The sequence below is a fragment of the Salmonella enterica subsp. enterica serovar Typhimurium str. LT2 genome (genome assembly GCF_000006945.2).
GTDB lineage: Bacteria > Pseudomonadota > Gammaproteobacteria > Enterobacterales > Enterobacteriaceae > Salmonella > Salmonella enterica.
Genome location: NC_003197.2, coordinates 4,335,239 through 4,353,177 on the forward strand (window position 1 = coordinate 4,335,239; position 17,939 = coordinate 4,353,177).

The 17,939-nt window shown below is 53.5% G+C and carries 12 protein-coding genes, 2 tRNA genes, 1 rRNA gene and 24 other annotated features; of the genes, 11 read left to right on the forward strand and 4 right to left on the reverse strand.

Annotated elements, in window-relative coordinates:
- Positions 1 to 27: 27 nt before the first annotated feature.
- The gene (gene ppc / locus STM4119; protein NP_462999.1) for a phosphoenolpyruvate carboxylase occupies positions 28 to 2,689 on the reverse strand. Within the gene, positions 28 to 2,679 belong to an annotated coding region; the region does not span the whole gene.
- Positions 2,684 to 2,689: a ribosome-binding site (putative RBS for ppc; RegulonDB:STMS1H004042), on the reverse strand. Its footprint overlaps the gene before it by 6 nt.
- A 358-nt stretch (positions 2,690 to 3,047) precedes the next feature.
- Positions 3,048 to 4,286 (reverse strand): acetylornithine deacetylase gene (argE, locus tag STM4120; RefSeq protein ID NP_463000.1). Within the gene, positions 3,048 to 4,199 belong to an annotated coding region; the region does not span the whole gene.
- Positions 4,158 to 4,171 (forward strand) — a protein binding site (putative binding site for ArgR, RegulonDB: STMS1H000034). It overlaps the preceding gene by 14 nt.
- Positions 4,185 to 4,196: a protein binding site (putative binding site for ArgR, RegulonDB: STMS1H000033), on the forward strand.
- Positions 4,200 to 4,208, forward strand: a -35 signal (putative -35_signal for argC; RegulonDB:STMLTH004648).
- Here argE and argC point away from each other — a divergent pair.
- From argC to oxyR, 4 genes are all read left to right on the forward strand, one after another.
- Positions 4,200 to 5,292 (forward strand): N-acetyl-gamma-glutamylphosphate reductase gene (gene argC / locus STM4121; protein NP_463001.1). Within the gene, positions 4,288 to 5,292 belong to an annotated coding region; the region does not span the whole gene. The genes argE and argC overlap by 87 nt on opposite strands.
- Positions 4,208 to 4,213, reverse strand: a ribosome-binding site (putative RBS for argE; RegulonDB:STMS1H004043). Its footprint overlaps the gene before it by 6 nt.
- Positions 4,227 to 4,235, forward strand: a -10 signal (putative -10_signal for argC; RegulonDB:STMLTH004648).
- Positions 4,227 to 4,251 (reverse strand) — a protein binding site (putative binding site for ArgR, RegulonDB: STMS1H000029). (Overlaps the previous feature by 9 nt.)
- Positions 4,254 to 4,272 (reverse strand) — a protein binding site (putative binding site for ArgR, RegulonDB: STMS1H000032).
- Positions 4,262 to 4,270 (reverse strand) — a -10 signal (putative -10_signal for argE; RegulonDB:STMLTH004647). (Overlaps the previous feature by 9 nt.)
- Positions 4,278 to 4,283 (forward strand) — a ribosome-binding site (putative RBS for argC; RegulonDB:STMS1H004044).
- Positions 4,278 to 4,286 (reverse strand) — a -35 signal (putative -35_signal for argE; RegulonDB:STMLTH004647). Its footprint overlaps the feature before it by 6 nt.
- Positions 5,291 to 5,296, forward strand: a ribosome-binding site (putative RBS for argB; RegulonDB:STMS1H004045).
- Positions 5,291 to 6,076 (forward strand): acetylglutamate kinase gene (gene argB, locus STM4122; RefSeq protein NP_463002.3). Within the gene, positions 5,300 to 6,076 belong to an annotated coding region; the region does not span the whole gene. It overlaps the preceding feature by 6 nt. The genes argC and argB overlap by 2 nt, the downstream gene beginning before the upstream one ends.
- 104 nt (positions 6,077 to 6,180) lie before the next feature.
- Positions 6,181 to 6,186, forward strand: a ribosome-binding site (putative RBS for argH; RegulonDB:STMS1H004046).
- Positions 6,181 to 7,570, forward strand: a protein-coding gene (argH, locus tag STM4123; protein ID NP_463003.1) for an argininosuccinate lyase. Within the gene, positions 6,194 to 7,570 belong to an annotated coding region; the region does not span the whole gene. Its footprint overlaps the feature before it by 6 nt.
- A gap of 212 nt (positions 7,571 to 7,782) precedes the next feature.
- Positions 7,783 to 7,791: a -35 signal (putative -35_signal for oxyR; RegulonDB:STMLTH004649), on the forward strand.
- The gene (gene oxyR / locus STM4125) for a regulatory protein sensor for oxidative stress (protein NP_463004.1) occupies positions 7,783 to 8,772 on the forward strand. Within the gene, positions 7,855 to 8,772 belong to an annotated coding region; the region does not span the whole gene. It overlaps the preceding feature by 9 nt.
- Positions 7,799 to 7,845, forward strand: a protein binding site (putative binding site for OxyR, RegulonDB: STMS1H000336). Its footprint overlaps the gene before it by 47 nt.
- Positions 7,807 to 7,815, forward strand: a -10 signal (putative -10_signal for oxyR; RegulonDB:STMLTH004649). It overlaps the preceding feature by 9 nt.
- Positions 7,844 to 7,849 (forward strand) — a ribosome-binding site (putative RBS for oxyR; RegulonDB:STMS1H004048).
- Here the strand turns inward: oxyR and udhA are convergent.
- Positions 8,755 to 10,170, reverse strand: a protein-coding gene (gene udhA / locus STM4126) for a soluble pyridine nucleotide transhydrogenase (RefSeq protein ID NP_463005.1). Within the gene, positions 8,755 to 10,155 belong to an annotated coding region; the region does not span the whole gene. The two genes, oxyR and udhA, sit on opposite strands and share 18 nt — an antisense overlap.
- Positions 10,165 to 10,170, reverse strand: a ribosome-binding site (putative RBS for udhA; RegulonDB:STMS1H004049). (Overlaps the previous gene by 6 nt.)
- A gap of 168 nt (positions 10,171 to 10,338) precedes the next feature.
- Positions 10,339 to 10,344, forward strand: a ribosome-binding site (putative RBS for yijC; RegulonDB:STMS1H004050).
- Here udhA and yijC point away from each other — a divergent pair.
- Positions 10,339 to 10,989 (forward strand): putative TetR/AcrR family transcriptional repressor gene (yijC, locus tag STM4127; RefSeq protein NP_463006.3). Within the gene, positions 10,354 to 10,989 belong to an annotated coding region; the region does not span the whole gene. It overlaps the preceding feature by 6 nt.
- 4 nt (positions 10,990 to 10,993) lie before the next feature.
- Positions 10,994 to 10,999 (forward strand) — a ribosome-binding site (putative RBS for yijD; RegulonDB:STMS1H004051).
- The gene (gene yijD / locus STM4128) for a putative inner membrane protein (RefSeq protein NP_463007.1) occupies positions 10,994 to 11,364 on the forward strand. Within the gene, positions 11,005 to 11,364 belong to an annotated coding region; the region does not span the whole gene. It overlaps the preceding feature by 6 nt.
- Before the next feature lie 46 nt (positions 11,365 to 11,410).
- Here yijD and trmA read toward each other — a convergent pair.
- Positions 11,411 to 12,656, reverse strand: a protein-coding gene (gene trmA, locus STM4129; protein NP_463008.1) for a tRNA (uracil-5-)-methyltransferase. Within the gene, positions 11,411 to 12,511 belong to an annotated coding region; the region does not span the whole gene.
- Positions 12,517 to 12,522 (reverse strand) — a ribosome-binding site (putative RBS for trmA; RegulonDB:STMS1H004052). Its footprint overlaps the gene before it by 6 nt.
- Positions 12,632 to 12,640: a -10 signal (putative -10_signal for trmA; RegulonDB:STMLTH004650), on the reverse strand.
- Positions 12,648 to 12,656: a -35 signal (putative -35_signal for trmA; RegulonDB:STMLTH004650), on the reverse strand.
- A gap of 214 nt (positions 12,657 to 12,870) precedes the next feature.
- Positions 12,871 to 12,876: a ribosome-binding site (putative RBS for btuB; RegulonDB:STMS1H004053), on the forward strand.
- On the opposite strand from trmA, the gene btuB reads away from it, so the two are divergent.
- The 5 genes from btuB to STM4134 all read left to right on the forward strand — a co-directional run bounded on the left by btuB (position 12,871) and on the right by STM4134 (position 17,776).
- The gene (gene btuB, locus STM4130; protein NP_463009.1) for an outer membrane receptor for transport of vitamin B12, E colicins, and bacteriophage BF23 occupies positions 12,871 to 14,729 on the forward strand. Within the gene, positions 12,885 to 14,729 belong to an annotated coding region; the region does not span the whole gene. (Overlaps the previous feature by 6 nt.)
- Positions 14,674 to 15,525 (forward strand): glutamate racemase, encoded by an 852-nt coding sequence (gene murI, locus STM4131; RefSeq protein NP_463010.1) that lies wholly within the window; start codon positions 14,674 to 14,676, stop codon positions 15,523 to 15,525. The genes btuB and murI overlap by 56 nt, the downstream gene beginning before the upstream one ends.
- A gap of 379 nt (positions 15,526 to 15,904) precedes the next feature.
- Positions 15,905 to 17,448 (forward strand): 16S ribosomal RNA (rrsB, locus tag STM4132).
- A gap of 67 nt (positions 17,449 to 17,515) precedes the next feature.
- Positions 17,516 to 17,589, forward strand: a tRNA-Val gene (gene ileU / locus STM4133).
- Between the two features lie 114 nt (positions 17,590 to 17,703).
- Positions 17,704 to 17,776 (forward strand) — tRNA-Ala (locus STM4134).
- The last annotated feature ends 163 nt before the right edge of the window (positions 17,777 to 17,939 follow it).

Genomic DNA, 17,939 nt, shown 5'->3' on the forward strand with positions numbered 1-17,939 from the left:
CTGCGTGAGAGCGGCTCTCTTTTGGCGTTAGCCGGTGTTGCGCATACCGGCAGCGACGCCCGCAATCGTGACCATCAACGCCTGTTCGACGCGAGGATCGGGCGATTTGCCCTGCTCTTCAGTCAGACGGGAACGATACAGCAATTCGGCCTGCAACACGTTTAATGGATCGGTATAAACGTTTCTTAACTGAATGGACTCCGCAATCCACGGTAAGTCGGCCATCAGGTGCGAATCGTTGGCAATCGCCAGCACCACTTTAATGTCTTCTTCCAGTAGGTCTCGTAGCTCTTTGCCCAGCGGCCAAAGCGTTTTCGCCACCAGGCGCTGATCGTAATAGTCGGCCAGCCACAGGTCGGCTTTCGAGAACACCATTTCCAGCATCCCAAGACGCGTGGAGAAGAACGGCCAGTCGCGGCACATGGCTTCCAGTTCGCTTTGTTTACCGTCTTCCACCACTTTTTGCAGCGCAGTACCCGCGCCCAGCCAGGCTGGCAGCATCAGGCGGTTTTGCGTCCAGGCGAAGATCCACGGAATCGCGCGCAGCGATTCGACGCCGCCAGTTGGACGACGTTTCGCCGGACGTGAGCCGAGCGGCAATTTGCCCAACTCTTGCTCCGGCGTCGCGGAGCGGAAGTACGGTACAAAGTCTTTATTTTCGCGCACGTAGCCGCGGTAGGTTTCACAGGAGATGACGGAAAGCTCATCCATAATATGACGCCAGCTGTCTTTCGGTTCCGGCGGCGGCAGCAGGTTTGCTTCCAGAATTGCGCTGGTGTAGAGCGAGAGGCTGCTGACGGTGACTTCCGGCAGGCCGTATTTGAAGCGGATCATCTCGCCCTGCTCGGTCACGCGCAGACCGCCTTTCAGACTGCCTGGCGGTTGCGAAAGCAGCGCCGCGTGGGCTGGCGCGCCGCCACGGCCAATAGATCCGCCGCGGCCGTGGAAGAGGGTAAGCTCGATGCCGGCTTTTTCACAGGTTTTGATCAGGGCGTCCTGCGCCTGATACTGCGCCCATGACGCGGCCATAACGCCGGCGTCTTTCGCCGAGTCGGAGTAGCCGATCATGACCATCTGCTTACCCTGAATCAGTCCGCGATACCAGTCGATATTCAACAACTGGGTCATCACGTCGTCGGCATTGTTCAGGTCATCGAGGGTTTCAAACAGCGGCGCGACCGGCATGGCAAAGCCGATACCTGCCTCTTTCAGCAGCAGATGCACAGCCAGCACATCAGACGGCGTTTTCGCCATTGAAATTACGTAGGCGGCGATCGATCCTTTTGGCGCTTCGGCAATAACCTTGCAGGTTTCAAGCACTTCGCGGGTATCGTTGCTCGGCTCCCAGTTACGCGGCAGCAGCGGACGTTTGGAGTTCAGTTCGCGGATCAGGAAGGCCTGCTTGTCGGCTTCCGACCAGCTTTCGTAGTCGCCAATACCGAGGTAGCGGGTAATTTCGCCCAGCGCTTCAGTATGGCGGGTACTTTCCTGGCGGATATCAATACGCACCAGCGGTACGCCGAAACACTTCACGCGGCGGAGCGTGTCGAGTAACTCGCCGTTGGCGATAATGCCCATGCCGCAGGCCTGTAACGACTGGTAGCAGGCGTACAGAGGTTCCCAGAGCTGCTCGTTTTGCGTCAGCAGGCCAGCCGGTTTGGGCAGCTTCTCGCCTTTCAGACGCGCTTCCAGCCAGGACTGGGTCGCCATCAGACGGGCGCGCAATTTTTTCATCAGGTAGCGATACGGCTCAGACGCGCCTTCTTCGCCCACTAACGCCAGCAGCTCCGGCGTGGCGTCGACCATCGACAGTTCTGATACCAGAACATGAATGTCTTTCAGGAACAGATCGGTGGCTTTCCAGCGGCTTAACAAGAGTACGTGGCGGGTGATATCCGCCGTCACGTTCGGGTTGCCGTCACGGTCGCCGCCCATCCAGGAGGTAAAACGTACCGGCACAAAATCCACCGGCAATTTGTAGCCGAGATTTTCTTCCAGCTGTTCGTTCAGTTCACGCAGATAGTTAGGTACGCCCTGCCACAGGCTGTTCTCAACCACGGCGAAGCCCCATTTGGCTTCATCCACCGGGCTTGGACGCTGCTTGCGGATCTCATCCGTATGCCAGGATTGGGCAATCAACTGGCGCAGGCGACGCATTACCTGGTGGCGTTCGTAGTCGGCGATATCGGTATTATCAAGCTGTTTTAGACAGTTGTTGATTTCACCCATTTTGTGAATAAGCGTACGGCGGGTAATTTCTGTCGGATGGGCGGTTAGCACCAACTCCAGAGACAGCGACTCTACCGCTTTTTTGATGGTTGCGTCGTTGAGGTCCGGTTGGTTTTTCAGTTTGCGCAGAGTGCGGGCAATCACTTCCGGGTTGCTGGCGGCTTCGCCTTTTGGCGAAATGCTGTGGTATTGCTCGGCAGTATTGGCCAGGTTCAGGAACTGACTAAACGCGCGCGCAACTGGCAGCAGCTCGTCATTAGACAAATTTTGTAGCGTGGTGAGCAGCTCCTGGCGATTAGCTTCATTGCCGGCGCGTGAAGATTTGGATAGCTTACGGATTGTTTCTACGCGATCAAGAATGTGTTCTCCCAGCGCATCCTTGATGGTTTCTCCCAGCACCTTGCCGAGCATACTGACATTACTACGCAACGCGGAATATTGTTCGTTCATATGACCCCAGACACCCCATCTTTAATGTAATTGCCCTGTCTCTTTCATGCCACAGCGGCAGTGGCTGCGCTCGCCCGTATGCCAGTTCTGCGGAATGGGCTCGTTTGCCGCCTTGCTGTGACGTGAAATTTTTCGGACTTTGCTTTTTAGCCGTCTTTTATAAAGCCACGTAAAACCCGTGGCGTCAATTACTGCGAAATCGGTTCAGCAAACGAAGAAATGACGGTAATTTATTAAAGTTAATTCGCATCGTGCCAAATAAGAAATGCTTATGAACATGTGGCGTAGAGACGCCGGATGGCGCTGCGCTTATCCGGCCTACAAGACGGGGTAGGCCCGGTAAACATCACGTCACCGGGCAATATGCATTAATGCCAGCAAAAATGGTGTACTACCTGGGTAATCAATTCCCGGGTTGGCTTAATAAAACGCGTTTCGAGATATTCATCCGGCTGATGCGCCTGATTAATTGAGCCCGGACCAAGCACCAGCGTTGGGCATAATGTCTGCATAAACGGCGCTTCAGTACAGTAGTTCACCACGTCGGTTTTCGTTCCCAACAGTTTTTCTACTACTTCAACCAGTTGGTGGTCCGGTGGACACTCATAACCTGGAATCGGCGGATGTAATTCCGCCACCGTCAGGCGGCCCGGCCAGCGTTCGCTTACCGGGGCCAGCGCGTCGTTAAGCAGTCCATTAAGGTCGTTTAACGTCATGCCCGGCAGTGGACGAATATCCATATGCAATTCGCAGCAGGCGCAGATACGGTTTGAGGCATCGCCGCCGTGAATATGGCCCAGATTCAGCGTTGGATACGGAACGGTAAACGCCTCGTAGTGATACCGCGCTTTCAGCGAGTCACGCAGTTGCATGATATGGCCAATCGCATCGTGCATCAGTTCAATGGCGTTAACCCCACGCGCCGGGTCGCTGGAATGACCGGACTGCCCCAGGACGCGAACGACATTAGAGATATGCCCTTTGTGCGCGCGTATCGGTTGCAACGACGTCGGTTCGCCAATGATCGCGCAGTCCGGACGTAATGCCGTGGTTTTGGAAAAATAACGCGCCCCCGCCATGCTGGTCTCTTCATCGGCGGTCGCCAGAATGTAGAGCGGCTTTTTCAACTTTGTGACGTCAACGTCACGTAGCGCGTCCAGAATAAAAGCGAAGAAGCCTTTCATATCCGCAGTGCCCAGACCATAGAGCTTATTGTCGTGCTCGGTCAGCGTGAACGGGTCGCGCGTCCAGCGTCCGTCATCAAAGGGAACCGTGTCGGTATGGCCGGTCAGCAGCAAACCGCCCGCGCCATGTCCGGTGCTGGCGAGCATATTAAATTTGTTTCGCGTTCCTGGAACCGGTTGAACCTCTACGTTGAAACCAAGATCGCTGAACCAGCCTGCAAGCAAAGTGATTAAAGACGCATTACTTTGATCCAGGGATTCTTCGGTTGCGCTTATCGACGGTGTGGCAATCAAAGCGCGGTAAATCTCGATAAATGGCGGTAAAACGTTTTTCATTGTTGACACACCTCAGGTCATGATAGTATCAATATTCATGCATTAATTATGAATAAAAATACATTAACGTTGAGCATAAAGGAACCCGATGTTGAATACGCTGATTGTAGGCGCTAGCGGTTATGCGGGCGCAGAGCTTGTAAGCTACGTAAATCGCCACCCACATATGACCATAACCGCTTTGACCGTCTCAGCGCAAAGCAATGATGCAGGAAAGTTAATTTCTGATTTACATCCGCAGTTAAAAGGGATTGTCGACCTGCCATTGCAACCGATGTCGGATGTACGTGACTTTAGCGCAGATGTTGATGTGGTGTTCCTGGCGACAGCGCATGAAGTGAGCCACGATCTGGCGCCGCAATTTTTACAGGCCGGATGCGTCGTATTCGATCTTTCCGGCGCGTTTCGGGTAAACGATCGCGCCTTCTATGAAAAGTATTACGGATTTACTCATCAGTATCCTGAGCTGCTGGAGCAGGCGGTGTACGGTCTGGCGGAGTGGAATGTCGATAAACTGAACACGGCGAATCTGATTGCGGTTCCTGGTTGCTATCCAACCGCAGCGCAGTTGTCGCTAAAACCGCTGATTGACGGCGGGCTTCTCGATCTGACGCAGTGGCCGGTAATTAATGCCACCAGCGGGGTGAGCGGCGCGGGGCGCAAGGCGGCAATATCGAACAGTTTCTGTGAAGTGAGTTTGCAACCGTATGGCGTGTTTACGCATCGTCATCAGCCGGAAATCGCCGTCCATCTGGGCGCGGAGGTCATCTTCACCCCGCATCTGGGGAATTTCCCGCGCGGGATTCTGGAAACCATTACCTGCCGCCTGAAAGCGGGAGTAACCCATGCGCAGGTCGCCGACGTGTTGCAAAAAGCCTATGGCGACAAACCGCTGGTGCGCCTGTATGACAAAGGCGTTCCGGCGTTAAAGAACGTCGTCGGGCTGCCGTTCTGCGATATTGGTTTTGCCGTCCAGGGCGAACATCTGATTGTGGTGGCAACCGAAGACAACTTGTTGAAAGGCGCAGCGGCGCAGGCGGTGCAGTGCGCTAATATTCGTTTTGGCTTCGCTGAAACGCAGTCTCTTATTTAAGGGTGAAATGATGAATCCATTAATTATCAAGCTGGGTGGCGTATTACTGGATAGCGAAGAGGCTCTGGAACGTCTTTTTACCGCGCTGGTCAACTATCGTGAGTCCCATCAGCGTCCGCTGGTGATTGTTCACGGCGGCGGTTGCGTGGTGGATGAGCTGATGAAAGGGCTTAATTTGCCAGTGAAAAAGAAAGACGGCCTGCGCGTGACGCCTGCCGATCAGATTGGCATCATTACCGGCGCGCTGGCGGGAACCGCTAACAAAACTCTGCTGGCCTGGGCGAAGAAACACCATATCGCCTCTGTTGGTCTGTTTCTGGGCGATGGCGACAGCGTAAACGTGACTCAACTCGATGAAGCGTTAGGCCACGTCGGGCTGGCGCAGCCGGGGTCGCCGAAGCTGATTAACATGCTGCTGGAAAACGGCTTTCTGCCGGTGGTCAGCTCCATTGGCGTAACAGACGACGGTCAACTGATGAACGTCAACGCCGATCAGGCGGCAACCGCGCTGGCGGCGACGCTGGGGGCCGATCTGATCCTGCTTTCCGACGTGAGCGGTATTCTGGACGGCAAAGGCCAGCGTATCGCCGAAATGACGGCGTCCAAAGCCGAGCAGCTTATCGACCAGGGCATTATTACCGACGGGATGATTGTGAAAGTGAATGCGGCTCTCGATGCTGCGCGGGCGCTGGGGCGCCCGGTGGATATCGCTTCCTGGCGTCATGCGGAGCAACTGCCGGCGCTGTTTAACGGCACGCCGATTGGCACGCGTATTCTGGCTTAACTATTTGTTCGCCCGATGGCGGCTGCGTCTTATCGGGCCTATGTGAACAGAAATTGTAGGCCGGATAAGCGTAGCGCCATCCGGCAGTGAAATTCGAAGAATTTAAGGAAGTCTATTATGGCACTTTGGGGTGGGCGTTTTACACAGGCGGCAGACCAGCGGTTTAAACAATTCAATGATTCGTTGCGCTTCGATTACCGTCTGGCGGAGCAGGATATTGTCGGTTCTGTGGCCTGGTCCAAAGCATTGGTCACGGTAGGCGTACTGACTGCCGATGAGCAACGACAGTTGGAAGAAGCGCTGAACGTGCTGCTGGAAGAGGTTCGCGCGAATCCGCAGCAAATCCTGCAAAGCGATGCGGAAGATATCCATAGCTGGGTGGAAGGTAAGCTCATCGACAAAGTGGGTCAGTTGGGTAAAAAGCTGCACACCGGGCGCAGCCGTAACGATCAAGTGGCGACGGACCTGAAACTGTGGTGCAAAGAGACGGTGAGGGAACTGCTTACCGCTAACCGCCAGTTACAGAGCGCGCTGGTGGAAACCGCGCAGGCGAACCAGGACGCGGTAATGCCGGGATATACCCATCTGCAACGCGCGCAACCAGTGACTTTCGCCCACTGGTGTCTCGCGTATGTCGAAATGCTGGCGCGCGATGAAAGCCGCCTGCAGGACACGCTTAAACGTCTGGACGTGAGTCCGCTAGGCTGCGGCGCGTTGGCGGGAACGGCCTATGAAATTGACCGTGAACAATTGGCAGGCTGGCTGGGCTTTACCTCTGCGACCCGCAACAGCCTGGACAGCGTGTCCGATCGTGACCACGTACTGGAACTGCTTTCTGATGCGGCTATCGGCATGGTGCATCTGTCACGCTTCGCGGAAGATCTGATTTTCTTTAATTCTGGTGAAGCGGGCTTTGTAGAGCTTTCTGACCGCGTGACTTCCGGTTCATCGTTAATGCCGCAGAAGAAAAACCCGGACGCGCTGGAGCTGATTCGCGGTAAGTGCGGTCGCGTACAAGGGGCGCTAACCGGCATGATGATGACTTTAAAAGGTCTGCCGCTGGCGTATAACAAAGATATGCAGGAAGACAAAGAAGGGCTGTTCGATGCGCTCGATACCTGGCTTGACTGCCTGCATATGGCGGCGTTGGTGCTGGACGGTATTCAGGTGAAACGCCCACGTTGTCAGGACGCGGCGCAACAGGGGTATGCCAACGCCACGGAGCTGGCGGATTACCTGGTCGCGAAAGGCGTGCCGTTCCGCGAAGCGCACCATATTGTTGGCGAAGCGGTGGTAGAAGCTATTCGCCAGGGTAAGCCGCTGGAAGCGTTGCCGCTGGCCGATTTACAGAAATTCAGCCGCGTGATTGGCGACGATGTGTATCCGATATTGTCTTTGCAGTCGTGTCTGGATAAACGGGCGGCAAAAGGCGGCGTTTCTCCGCTGCAGGTGGCGCAGGCCATCAACGATGCGAAGGCGCGCCTCGCGTTGTAAGCCTTATAAGCATAGCGCCATCAGGCAATACTGCCCGGCCGAGCATCAGCGACGCCGGGTTTTTTTACGCAAAAAAAAAGCGGACCAGAGGTCCGCAAAAGTTCACGTTGGCTTTAGTTATTTCGGGTTCGAGAGATACCCTCTGAACGGGCGGTGTCTTCAAGGGTTAAACGAGAAACCGCTCCGTTCTGTGATGTATTATTAATCAGAAAGGTTGATAGGGATAATCGTTCATTGCTATGCTACCTATCGCCATGAACTATCGTGGCGACGGAGGATGAATAATGAATATTCGTGATCTTGAATATCTGGTGGCGTTAGCCGAACATCGCCATTTCCGGCGAGCGGCGGACTCCTGTCACGTCAGCCAGCCAACCCTTAGCGGGCAAATACGTAAGCTGGAAGATGAGCTGGGCGTTATGCTGCTGGAGCGTACGAGCCGTAAGGTGCTGTTTACCCAGGCGGGCTTACTGCTGGTGGATCAGGCGCGTACCGTACTGCGTGAGGTCAAGGTGCTCAAGGAGATGGCAAGCCAACAAGGCGAGACGATGTCCGGCCCGCTGCATATTGGTTTAATCCCAACAATTGGTCCCTATTTGCTGCCGCTTATCATTCCAATGTTGCACCAGACTTTCCCGAAGCTGGAAATGTATCTGCATGAGGCGCAAACGCATCAGTTGTTAGCGCAACTCGATAGCGGCAAGCTTGACTGCGCTATTCTGGCGCTGGTGAAAGAGAGCGAGGCGTTTATCGAAGTGCCGCTGTTTGATGAGCCCATGATGCTGGCTATTTATGAGGATCATCCGTGGGCGAATCGCGATCGCGTGCCGATGTCCGATCTGGCGGGCGAGAAATTGCTGATGCTGGAAGATGGCCACTGTCTGCGCGATCAGGCGATGGGGTTCTGTTTTGAAGCGGGAGCGGATGAAGATACCCATTTCCGGGCGACCAGTCTGGAAACGCTGCGCAACATGGTGGCGGCGGGCAGTGGTATTACACTACTCCCCGCGCTGGCCGTACCGCAGGAGCGTAAGCGCGACGGCGTGGTTTATCTGCCATGCATTAAGCCGGAGCCGCGTCGTACCGTGGGGCTGGTTTATCGCCCGGGATCGCCGCTGCGTAGCCGTTATGAGCAACTGGCAGAGGCCATCCGTGGCGCAATGGATGGCCATTTCGACAAGGCGTTAAAACAGGCGGTTTAAGCCGTTCAACGCCGCAACCCGATAAGCTTCCGCCATGGTTGGGTAGTTAAAGGTGGTGTTAACGAAGTATTCGATGGTGTTACCGCCACCTTTCTGCTCCATGATCGCCTGGCCGATATGAATAATTTCGGCGGCGCGTTCGCCAAAGCAGTGAATCCCCAGAATTTCTTTGGTTTCGCGGTGGAAGAGAATTTTTAGCGTGCCGACGTTCATGCCGACGATTTGCGCTCGCGCCAGATGCTTAAATTGCGCGCGGCCCACTTCGTAAGGCACTTTCATTGCCGTTAACTGCTGCTCGGTTTTGCCGACAGAACTGATTTCCGGAATGGTATAAATCCCGGTGGGGATATCTTCGATGAGATGCGCGGTCGCTTCGCCTTTCACCAGCGCCTGCGCTGCAATACGCCCCTGATCGTAGGCGGCGGAGGCCAGACTGGGATAGCCAATCACGTCGCCCACCGCATAGACGTGCGGCAGGGCGGTCTGGTACATACTGTTGACTTTGAGCTGTCCACGGCTGTCTGTTTCCAGACCAATATTCTCCAGCGCCAGCGAATCGGTGTTACCGGTACGGCCATTAGCATAGAGCAGGCAGTCAGCCTTCAGTTTTTTGCCGGATTTCAGGTGCATGATGACGCCATCATCGCAGCCTTCGATTTTCTCATACTCTTCATTGTGGCGAATAACCACGCCGCTATTCCAGAAATGGTAAGAGAGAGAGTCGGACATCTCCTGATCGAGAAAGGCCAGCAGGCGATCGCGGGTGTTGATCAGATCCACTTTCACATCCATACCGCGGAAGATGGACGCATATTCGCAGCCGATAACGCCGGCGCCGTAAATAATAACGTGGCGCGGTTCATGGTGGAGACTCAGGATTGAGTCGCTGTCATAAATGCGCGGATGCGAGAAATCCACATCATTGGGATGGTAAGGACGCGAACCACAGGCAATAACAAATTTTTCTGCCGTCAGGGTTTCAACCGTGCCGTCATGGCATTCCAGCGCCAGGGTATGTTCGTCAATAAAATGGGCGTTGCCCTGCAATATTTCACAGTGGTTACGCTCATAAAACCCCTGACGCATACGCGTTTGTTGATTAATCACGTTATCGGCATGATTAAGGATGTCGGCGAAAGAAGAACGAAGGAGACGGGAGTGGTCGCTATAGAGCGGGTTTTGATTAAATTCAATAATGCGGCTGACGGCGTGGCGAAGGGCTTTGGATGGGATGGTGCCCCAGTGGGTACATCCGCCGCCAACGTTATGATAACGCTCAATCACCGCGACGCGTGCTCCTTGCTTAACCAGACCCATTGCAGCGCCTTCACCGCCGGGGCCTGACCCTATGACGACTGCATCATAATCCCAGGAATGTGGCATGGTATTACTCACCTGTTTTTATACATAAAATAAACACGATGATAACATTTGCCCAGCTTTAACCCAATTATCGTTGTGCTTTTTTGCGAAGCCGGAGCACAAACTGTCTGTAAACAATCATTCACAATCCAGTGTGAACCCGTTACTTTTATTCTCTGGTATAGTGCCGAATAAGGCATATGGAAGGATTCAGACATTGTGATGGGTGTTAGAGCGCAACAAAAAGAAAAAACCCGGCGTTCGCTGGTGGAAGCCGCATTCAGCCAACTGAGCGCTGAGCGGAGTTTTGCCAGCCTGAGTTTGCGTGAGGTGGCGCGTGAAGCGGGCATTGCGCCAACGTCGTTTTACCGTCATTTTCGCGATGTCGATGAACTCGGTCTGACGATGGTGGATGAAAGCGGTCTGATGCTGCGTCAGTTGATGCGTCAGGCGCGACAGCGTATCGCGAAAGGCGGCAGCGTCATTCGCACGTCGGTCTCCACATTTATGGAGTTTATCGGCAACAACCCCAACGCCTTCCGTCTGTTATTGCGCGAACGTTCCGGCACTTCAGCGGCGTTTCGTGCCGCCGTCGCACGGGAGATTCAGCACTTTATTGCGGAACTTGCCGACTATCTGGAACTCGAAAACCATATGCCGCGCGCGTTTACTGAAGCCCAGGCCGAAGCGATGGTAACTATTGTCTTTAGCGCGGGCGCAGAGGCGTTGGACATCGGCGCTGAACAGCGTCGGCAATTAGAAGAGCGGCTGGTATTGCAACTGCGCATGATTGCGAAAGGGGCGTATTACTGGTATCGCCGTGAGCAAGAGAAAATAGCACATCATTCCGAATAACGTGAAGGACGAGTAATGAAACAGTCAGGTCAAGATAAAGGTACGCTGTTGCTGGCGCTCATCGCTGGCTTATCGATTAACGGCACATTCGCGGCGCTGTTTAGCGCTATTGTGCCGTTCTCCGTATTCCCGATTATCTCGCTGGTGCTGACGGTATATTGCCTGCATCAGCGCTACCAAAATCGTACTATGCCGGTAGGTTTGCCGGGGTTGGCCGCCGCTTGTTTCATTCTTGGCGTTTTACTGTATAGCACCGTCGTGCGTGCAGAATATCCGGATATTGGCTCTAATTTCTTCCCGGCGGTGCTGTCGGTGATTCTGGTATTCTGGATTGGCTTTAAACTGCGTAACCGCAAGCAGGACACCGCGGAATAGTGTGCGAATGCCGGATGGCGGTATAACCGGCCATCCGACGTACATTTTACCTTGCGGTGAGTAATACCCCGCATTCCATATGATGTGTATACGGGAACTGATCGAATAGCGCCAGGCGAGACACCGTGTGCGTCTGGCTTAACGTTTCCAGGTTTTTGCACAACGTTTCCGGATTGCAGGAAATGTACAGAATACGTGGATAAGCCTGCACCATTTTTTCCGTTTCGCTGTCCAGACCGCTGCGCGGCGGATCGACAAAAATGGTTTCGCACTGATAGCGCTTCAGGTCGATCCCCTGCAGGCGGTTAAACTCACGAACGCCATTCATCGCCTGGGTAAACTCTTCCGCCGCCATGCGAATAATTTGCACATTATCAATATGATTAGCGGCAATATTGTACTGTGCGGCAGCGACGGACGGTTTGGCGATTTCGGTTGCCAGCACGCGGTTAAAATTGCGCGCCAGCGCTAAAGAAAAATTGCCGTTGCCGCAATACAACTCAAGCAGATCGCCTTTTGAGTCTTTCGTCACCTCCAGCGCCCACTCTAACATCTGAATATTCATGGCGGCGTTTGGCTGCGTAAAGCTGTTTTCGACCTGGCGGTAGATCATCTCTTTACCTGCCACAGGCAGACGCTCATCAATATAATCCTGATCCAATTCGATTTTAGTTTTAGTGGCCCGGCCAATCAGGTGTACGTTCAGACCTTGCGCGCGTAAAGCATCGCGTAACGCAGTGGCGGCTTCACGCCACTCTTCGTCCAGCTTCTTATGGTACAGCAACGACACTACCGCCTGGTTGCTCAAGGTCGTGAGATAATCGATCTGGAACAGCTTATGCCGCAGTGCATGATTATCGCGCACGCCGGCAATCATCGCCTTCATTAAGGTATTAATCAGTTGGCTGGCCGCCGGGAAGGTGTCAACGCGAATCCGGCTTTTGGTCTGCTGATCAAACATAATGTGGTACAGGTCATCGCCGTCATGCCACAGGCGAAATTCCGCACGCATACGATAGTGACTGACCGGCGAGCGAAATACTTCCGGAACCAGGCCAGAAAACGGCGCCATCATACTCTGCAAGCGCGCCACTTTTTCGGCCAGCTGCGCCTCATACTGTTCTGTCGGAAGATGTTCGGGGGTCATATCGCATCCTGAATAATAAAAGTACGCGGGGATTGTAGGGATTGCTCAGTGGATGTCCAGCTATTGATGATTTCTGATTTGTGATGCGCGGTCTGGACAGGGTGTTGTGACAGACGGTAGCATCCGTGGGCCGGTCCTGTGAGTTAATAGGGAATCCAGTGAAAATCTGGAGCTGACGCGCAGCGGTAAGGAAAGGTGAGATGAGAGCGTAAGCAGACACTGCCTCCGGCGGGAAGTCATCATTTCTGCTATCCAGCCAACGGATAACCCTCCAAGCCCGAAGACCTGCCGGCTAACGTCGCATCTGGTTTTTCATCATCGCGTACTATCGATGAAGCCTGCGGCATCCTTCTTATATTGTGGATGCTTTACAATGATTAAAAAAGCTACGCTGCTGACGGCGTTCTCCGTCACGGCCTTTTCCGCTTGGGCGCAGGACACTAGCCCGGATACCCTGGTTGTCACCGCCAACCGTTTTCAGCAGCCGCGCAGCGCGGTTCTGGCGCCCGTTACCATCGTGACGCGTCAGGATATTGAACGCTGGCAATCGACCTCCGTAAATGATGTTCTGCGCCGTTTGCCTGGCGTCGATATTGCGCAGAGCGGCGGCGCCGGACAAAACTCCTCCATTTTCATTCGCGGCACCAACTCCAGCCATGTACTGGTATTGATTGACGGCGTGCGTCTGAATTTAGCAGGCGTGAGCGGGTCCGCCGATCTCAGCCAGTTCCCGGTGTCGCTGGTACAGCGCATTGAATATATTCGCGGTCCGCGCTCCGCTATTTATGGTTCCGATGCTATCGGCGGCGTAGTGAATATCATTACGACGCGCGATAACCCAGGCACAGAATTAACCGCTGGATGGGGAAGCAATAGCTACCAGAATTACGACATCTCGACGCAACAGCAACTTGGCGAAAACACGCGGGCGACGTTGATCGGCGATTACGAATACACCAAAGGGTTTGACGTGGTAGCGAAAGGCGGTACCGGGATGCAGGCGCAGCCTGACCGGGACGGCTTTTTGAGTAAAACGCTTTATGGCGCGTTAGAGCATACCTTTTCTGATCGCTGGAGCGGATTCGTGCGTGGTTATGGCTACGATAACCGTACCGATTACGACGCCTATTACTCGCCGGGCTCGCCGCTGATTGATACACGCAAACTTTATAGCCAAAGCTGGGACGCCGGGCTGCACTTTAATGGCGAACGTATTCAGTCTCAGCTGGTTTCAAGCTATAGCCACAGTAAAGATTACAACTATGATCCGCACTATGGCCGGTATGATACCTCCGCCACGCTGGATGAGATGAAACAGTACAATGTTCAATGGACCAACAGTGTGGTCGTGGGGCACGGTAATGTTGGGGCGGGCGTAGACTGGCAGAAACAGACTACCACGCCAGGTACCGGCTATGTGCCCGAGGGATATGACCAGCGTAATACCGGGGTTTACCTGACAGGATTACAACAGTTGGGTGACTTCACTCTGGAAGCGGCGGCGCGCAGTGATGACAACTCCCAGTTTGGTCGTCATGGTACATGGCAAACCAGCGCGGGATGGGAGTTTATAGAAGGTTATCGCTTTATTGCCTCCTACGGAACCTCCTACAAAGCGCCTAATTTGGGCCAACTGTATGGTTATTACGGTAATCCGAACCTGAATCCTGAAAAGAGTAAACAGTGGGAAGGCGCATTTGAAGGGCTAACCGCTGGCGTCAGCTGGCGTATTTCAGGTTATCGTAACGATATTAATGACATGATCGATTATGACGATCATCTGCAAAAATATTACAACGAAGGTAAGGCGCGCATTAAAGGTATTGAGGCGACGGCGAATTTCGATACCGGACCGTTAACGCATACGGTCAGTTATGATTACGTTGATGCGCGTAATGCGATTACCGATACGCCATTACCCCGGCGTTCCAAACAGATGGCAAAATATCAACTTGACTGGGACGTTTACGATTTTGACTGGGGGATGACATATCAATACCTTGGTTCCCGCTATGATTCGGATTACTCCGCTTACCCATACCGGACAGTAAAAATGGGCGGCGTCAGTTTATGGGATCTTACGGTTGCATATCCGGTCACCTCACATCTGACAGTTCGTGGTAAAATAGCCAACCTGTTCGACAAAGATTACGAGACAGTTTATGGCTACCAAACTGCAGGACGAGAATACACCTTGTCTGGCAGCTACACCTTCTGAACCACGTCCCACCGTGCTGGTATTTGATTCCGGCGTCGGTGGATTGTCGGTCTATGATGAGATTCGGCGGCTCCTGCCGGATCTCCACTATATATATGCTTTCGATAACGTGGCTTTCCCCTACGGGGAAAAGAGTGAAACGTTTATCGTCGAGCGCGTTGTCGAGATTGTGACTGCGGTACAGCAGCGCTATCCCCTTTCACTGGCGGTGATTGCCTGTAATACCGCCAGTACGGTCTCACTTCCCGCATTACGTGAAAAGTTTGCCTTCCCGGTGGTGGGCGTTGTGCCTGCGATTAAACCAGCGGCGCGGCTGACCGCAAATGGCGTCGTCGGGCTACTGGCGACGAGAGCCACGGTCAAACGTCCTTATACTCACGAGCTGATTGCGCGCTTCGCCAATGAATGTCAGATAGCGATGTTAGGGTCGGCAGAACTGGTGGAACTGGCGGAAGCTAAATTACATGGCGATTCGGTATCGCTGGAAGAACTGCGCCGCATATTACGCCCATGGCTACGAATGCCGGAGCCGCCTGACACGGTCGTTCTGGGGTGTACGCATTTCCCTCTATTACGGGACGAGCTTTTGCAAGTCCTGCCCGAAGGGACGCGGTTAGTGGATTCCGGCGCGGCGATAGCGCGTCGTACAGCCTGGCTGTTGGAACATGAAGCGCCGGATGCGAAATCAACCGATGCCAATATTGCTTATTGCATGGCAATGACGCCAGGAGCTGAACAATTATTACCCGTTTTACAGCGTTATGGCTTTGAAACGCTCGAAAAACTGCCGGTTTAATGGCGTTTTGGGTAAATACCAGGCACTTGAGAAATTATTTTAAATTTCCTCTTGTCAGGCAGAAATAACTCCCTATAATGCGCCACCACTGACACGGAACAACGGCACACAGGCCGCCGGGTCACCGGGGTTCAGACCAGAACCTCACGGAGAAAAGCGAAAATAAACGCTTGACTCTGAAGCGGGAAAGCGTAATATGCACACCCCGCGCCGCTGAGAAAAAGCGAAGCGGCACTGCTCTTTAACAATTTATCAGACAATCTGTGTGGGCACTCGAAGATACGGATTCTTAACGTCCTAGGACGAAAAATGAATACCAAGTCTCAAGAGTGAACACGTAATTCATTACGAAGTTTAATTCATTGAGCATCAAACTTTTAAATTGAAGAGTTTGATCATGGCTCAGATTGAACGCTGGCGGCAGGCCTAACACATGCAAGTCGAACGGTAACAGGAAGCAGCTTGCTGCTTCGCTGACGAGTGGCGGACGGGTGAGTAATGTCTGGGAAACTGCCTGATGGAGGGGGATAACTACTGGAAACGGTGGCTAATACCGCATAACGTCGCAAGACCAAAGAGGGGGACCTTCGGGCCTCTTGCCATCAGATGTGCCCAGATGGGATTAGCTTGTTGGTGAGGTAACGGCTCACCAAGGCGACGATCCCTAGCTGGTCTGAGAGGATGACCAGCCACACTGGAACTGAGACACGGTCCAGACTCCTACGGGAGGCAGCAGTGGGGAATATTGCACAATGGGCGCAAGCCTGATGCAGCCATGCCGCGTGTATGAAGAAGGCCTTCGGGTTGTAAAGTACTTTCAGCGGGGAGGAAGGTGTTGTGGTTAATAACCGCAGCAATTGACGTTACCCGCAGAAGAAGCACCGGCTAACTCCGTGCCAGCAGCCGCGGTAATACGGAGGGTGCAAGCGTTAATCGGAATTACTGGGCGTAAAGCGCACGCAGGCGGTCTGTCAAGTCGGATGTGAAATCCCCGGGCTCAACCTGGGAACTGCATTCGAAACTGGCAGGCTTGAGTCTTGTAGAGGGGGGTAGAATTCCAGGTGTAGCGGTGAAATGCGTAGAGATCTGGAGGAATACCGGTGGCGAAGGCGGCCCCCTGGACAAAGACTGACGCTCAGGTGCGAAAGCGTGGGGAGCAAACAGGATTAGATACCCTGGTAGTCCACGCCGTAAACGATGTCTACTTGGAGGTTGTGCCCTTGAGGCGTGGCTTCCGGAGCTAACGCGTTAAGTAGACCGCCTGGGGAGTACGGCCGCAAGGTTAAAACTCAAATGAATTGACGGGGGCCCGCACAAGCGGTGGAGCATGTGGTTTAATTCGATGCAACGCGAAGAACCTTACCTGGTCTTGACATCCACAGAAGAATCCAGAGATGGATTTGTGCCTTCGGGAACTGTGAGACAGGTGCTGCATGGCTGTCGTCAGCTCGTGTTGTGAAATGTTGGGTTAAGTCCCGCAACGAGCGCAACCCTTATCCTTTGTTGCCAGCGATTAGGTCGGGAACTCAAAGGAGACTGCCAGTGATAAACTGGAGGAAGGTGGGGATGACGTCAAGTCATCATGGCCCTTACGACCAGGGCTACACACGTGCTACAATGGCGCATACAAAGAGAAGCGACCTCGCGAGAGCAAGCGGACCTCATAAAGTGCGTCGTAGTCCGGATTGGAGTCTGCAACTCGACTCCATGAAGTCGGAATCGCTAGTAATCGTGGATCAGAATGCCACGGTGAATACGTTCCCGGGCCTTGTACACACCGCCCGTCACACCATGGGAGTGGGTTGCAAAAGAAGTAGGTAGCTTAACCTTCGGGAGGGCGCTTACCACTTTGTGATTCATGACTGGGGTGAAGTCGTAACAAGGTAACCGTAGGGGAACCTGCGGTTGGATCACCTCCTTACCTTAAAGAAACGGTCTTTGAAGTGCTCACACAGATTGTCTGATGAAAAACGAGCAGTAAAACCTCTACAGGCTTGTAGCTCAGGTGGTTAGAGCGCACCCCTGATAAGGGTGAGGTCGGTGGTTCAAGTCCACTCAGGCCTACCAAATTTTCCCTGAATACTGCGTTGTGAAATAACTCACATACTGATGTATGCTTCGTTATTCCACGCCTTGTCTCAGGAAAAATTATCGGTAAAGAGGTTCTGACTACACGATGGGGCTATAGCTCAGCTGGGAGAGCGCCTGCTTTGCACGCAGGAGGTCTGCGGTTCGATCCCGCATAGCTCCACCATCTCGTGAGTGTTTACGAAAAAATACTTCAGAGTGTACCTGAAAGGGTTCACTGCGAAGTTTTGCTCTTTAAAAATCTGGATCAAGCTGAAAATTGAAACACAGAACAACGAAAGTTGTTCGTGAGTCTCTCAAATTTTCGCAACACGATGATGAATCGT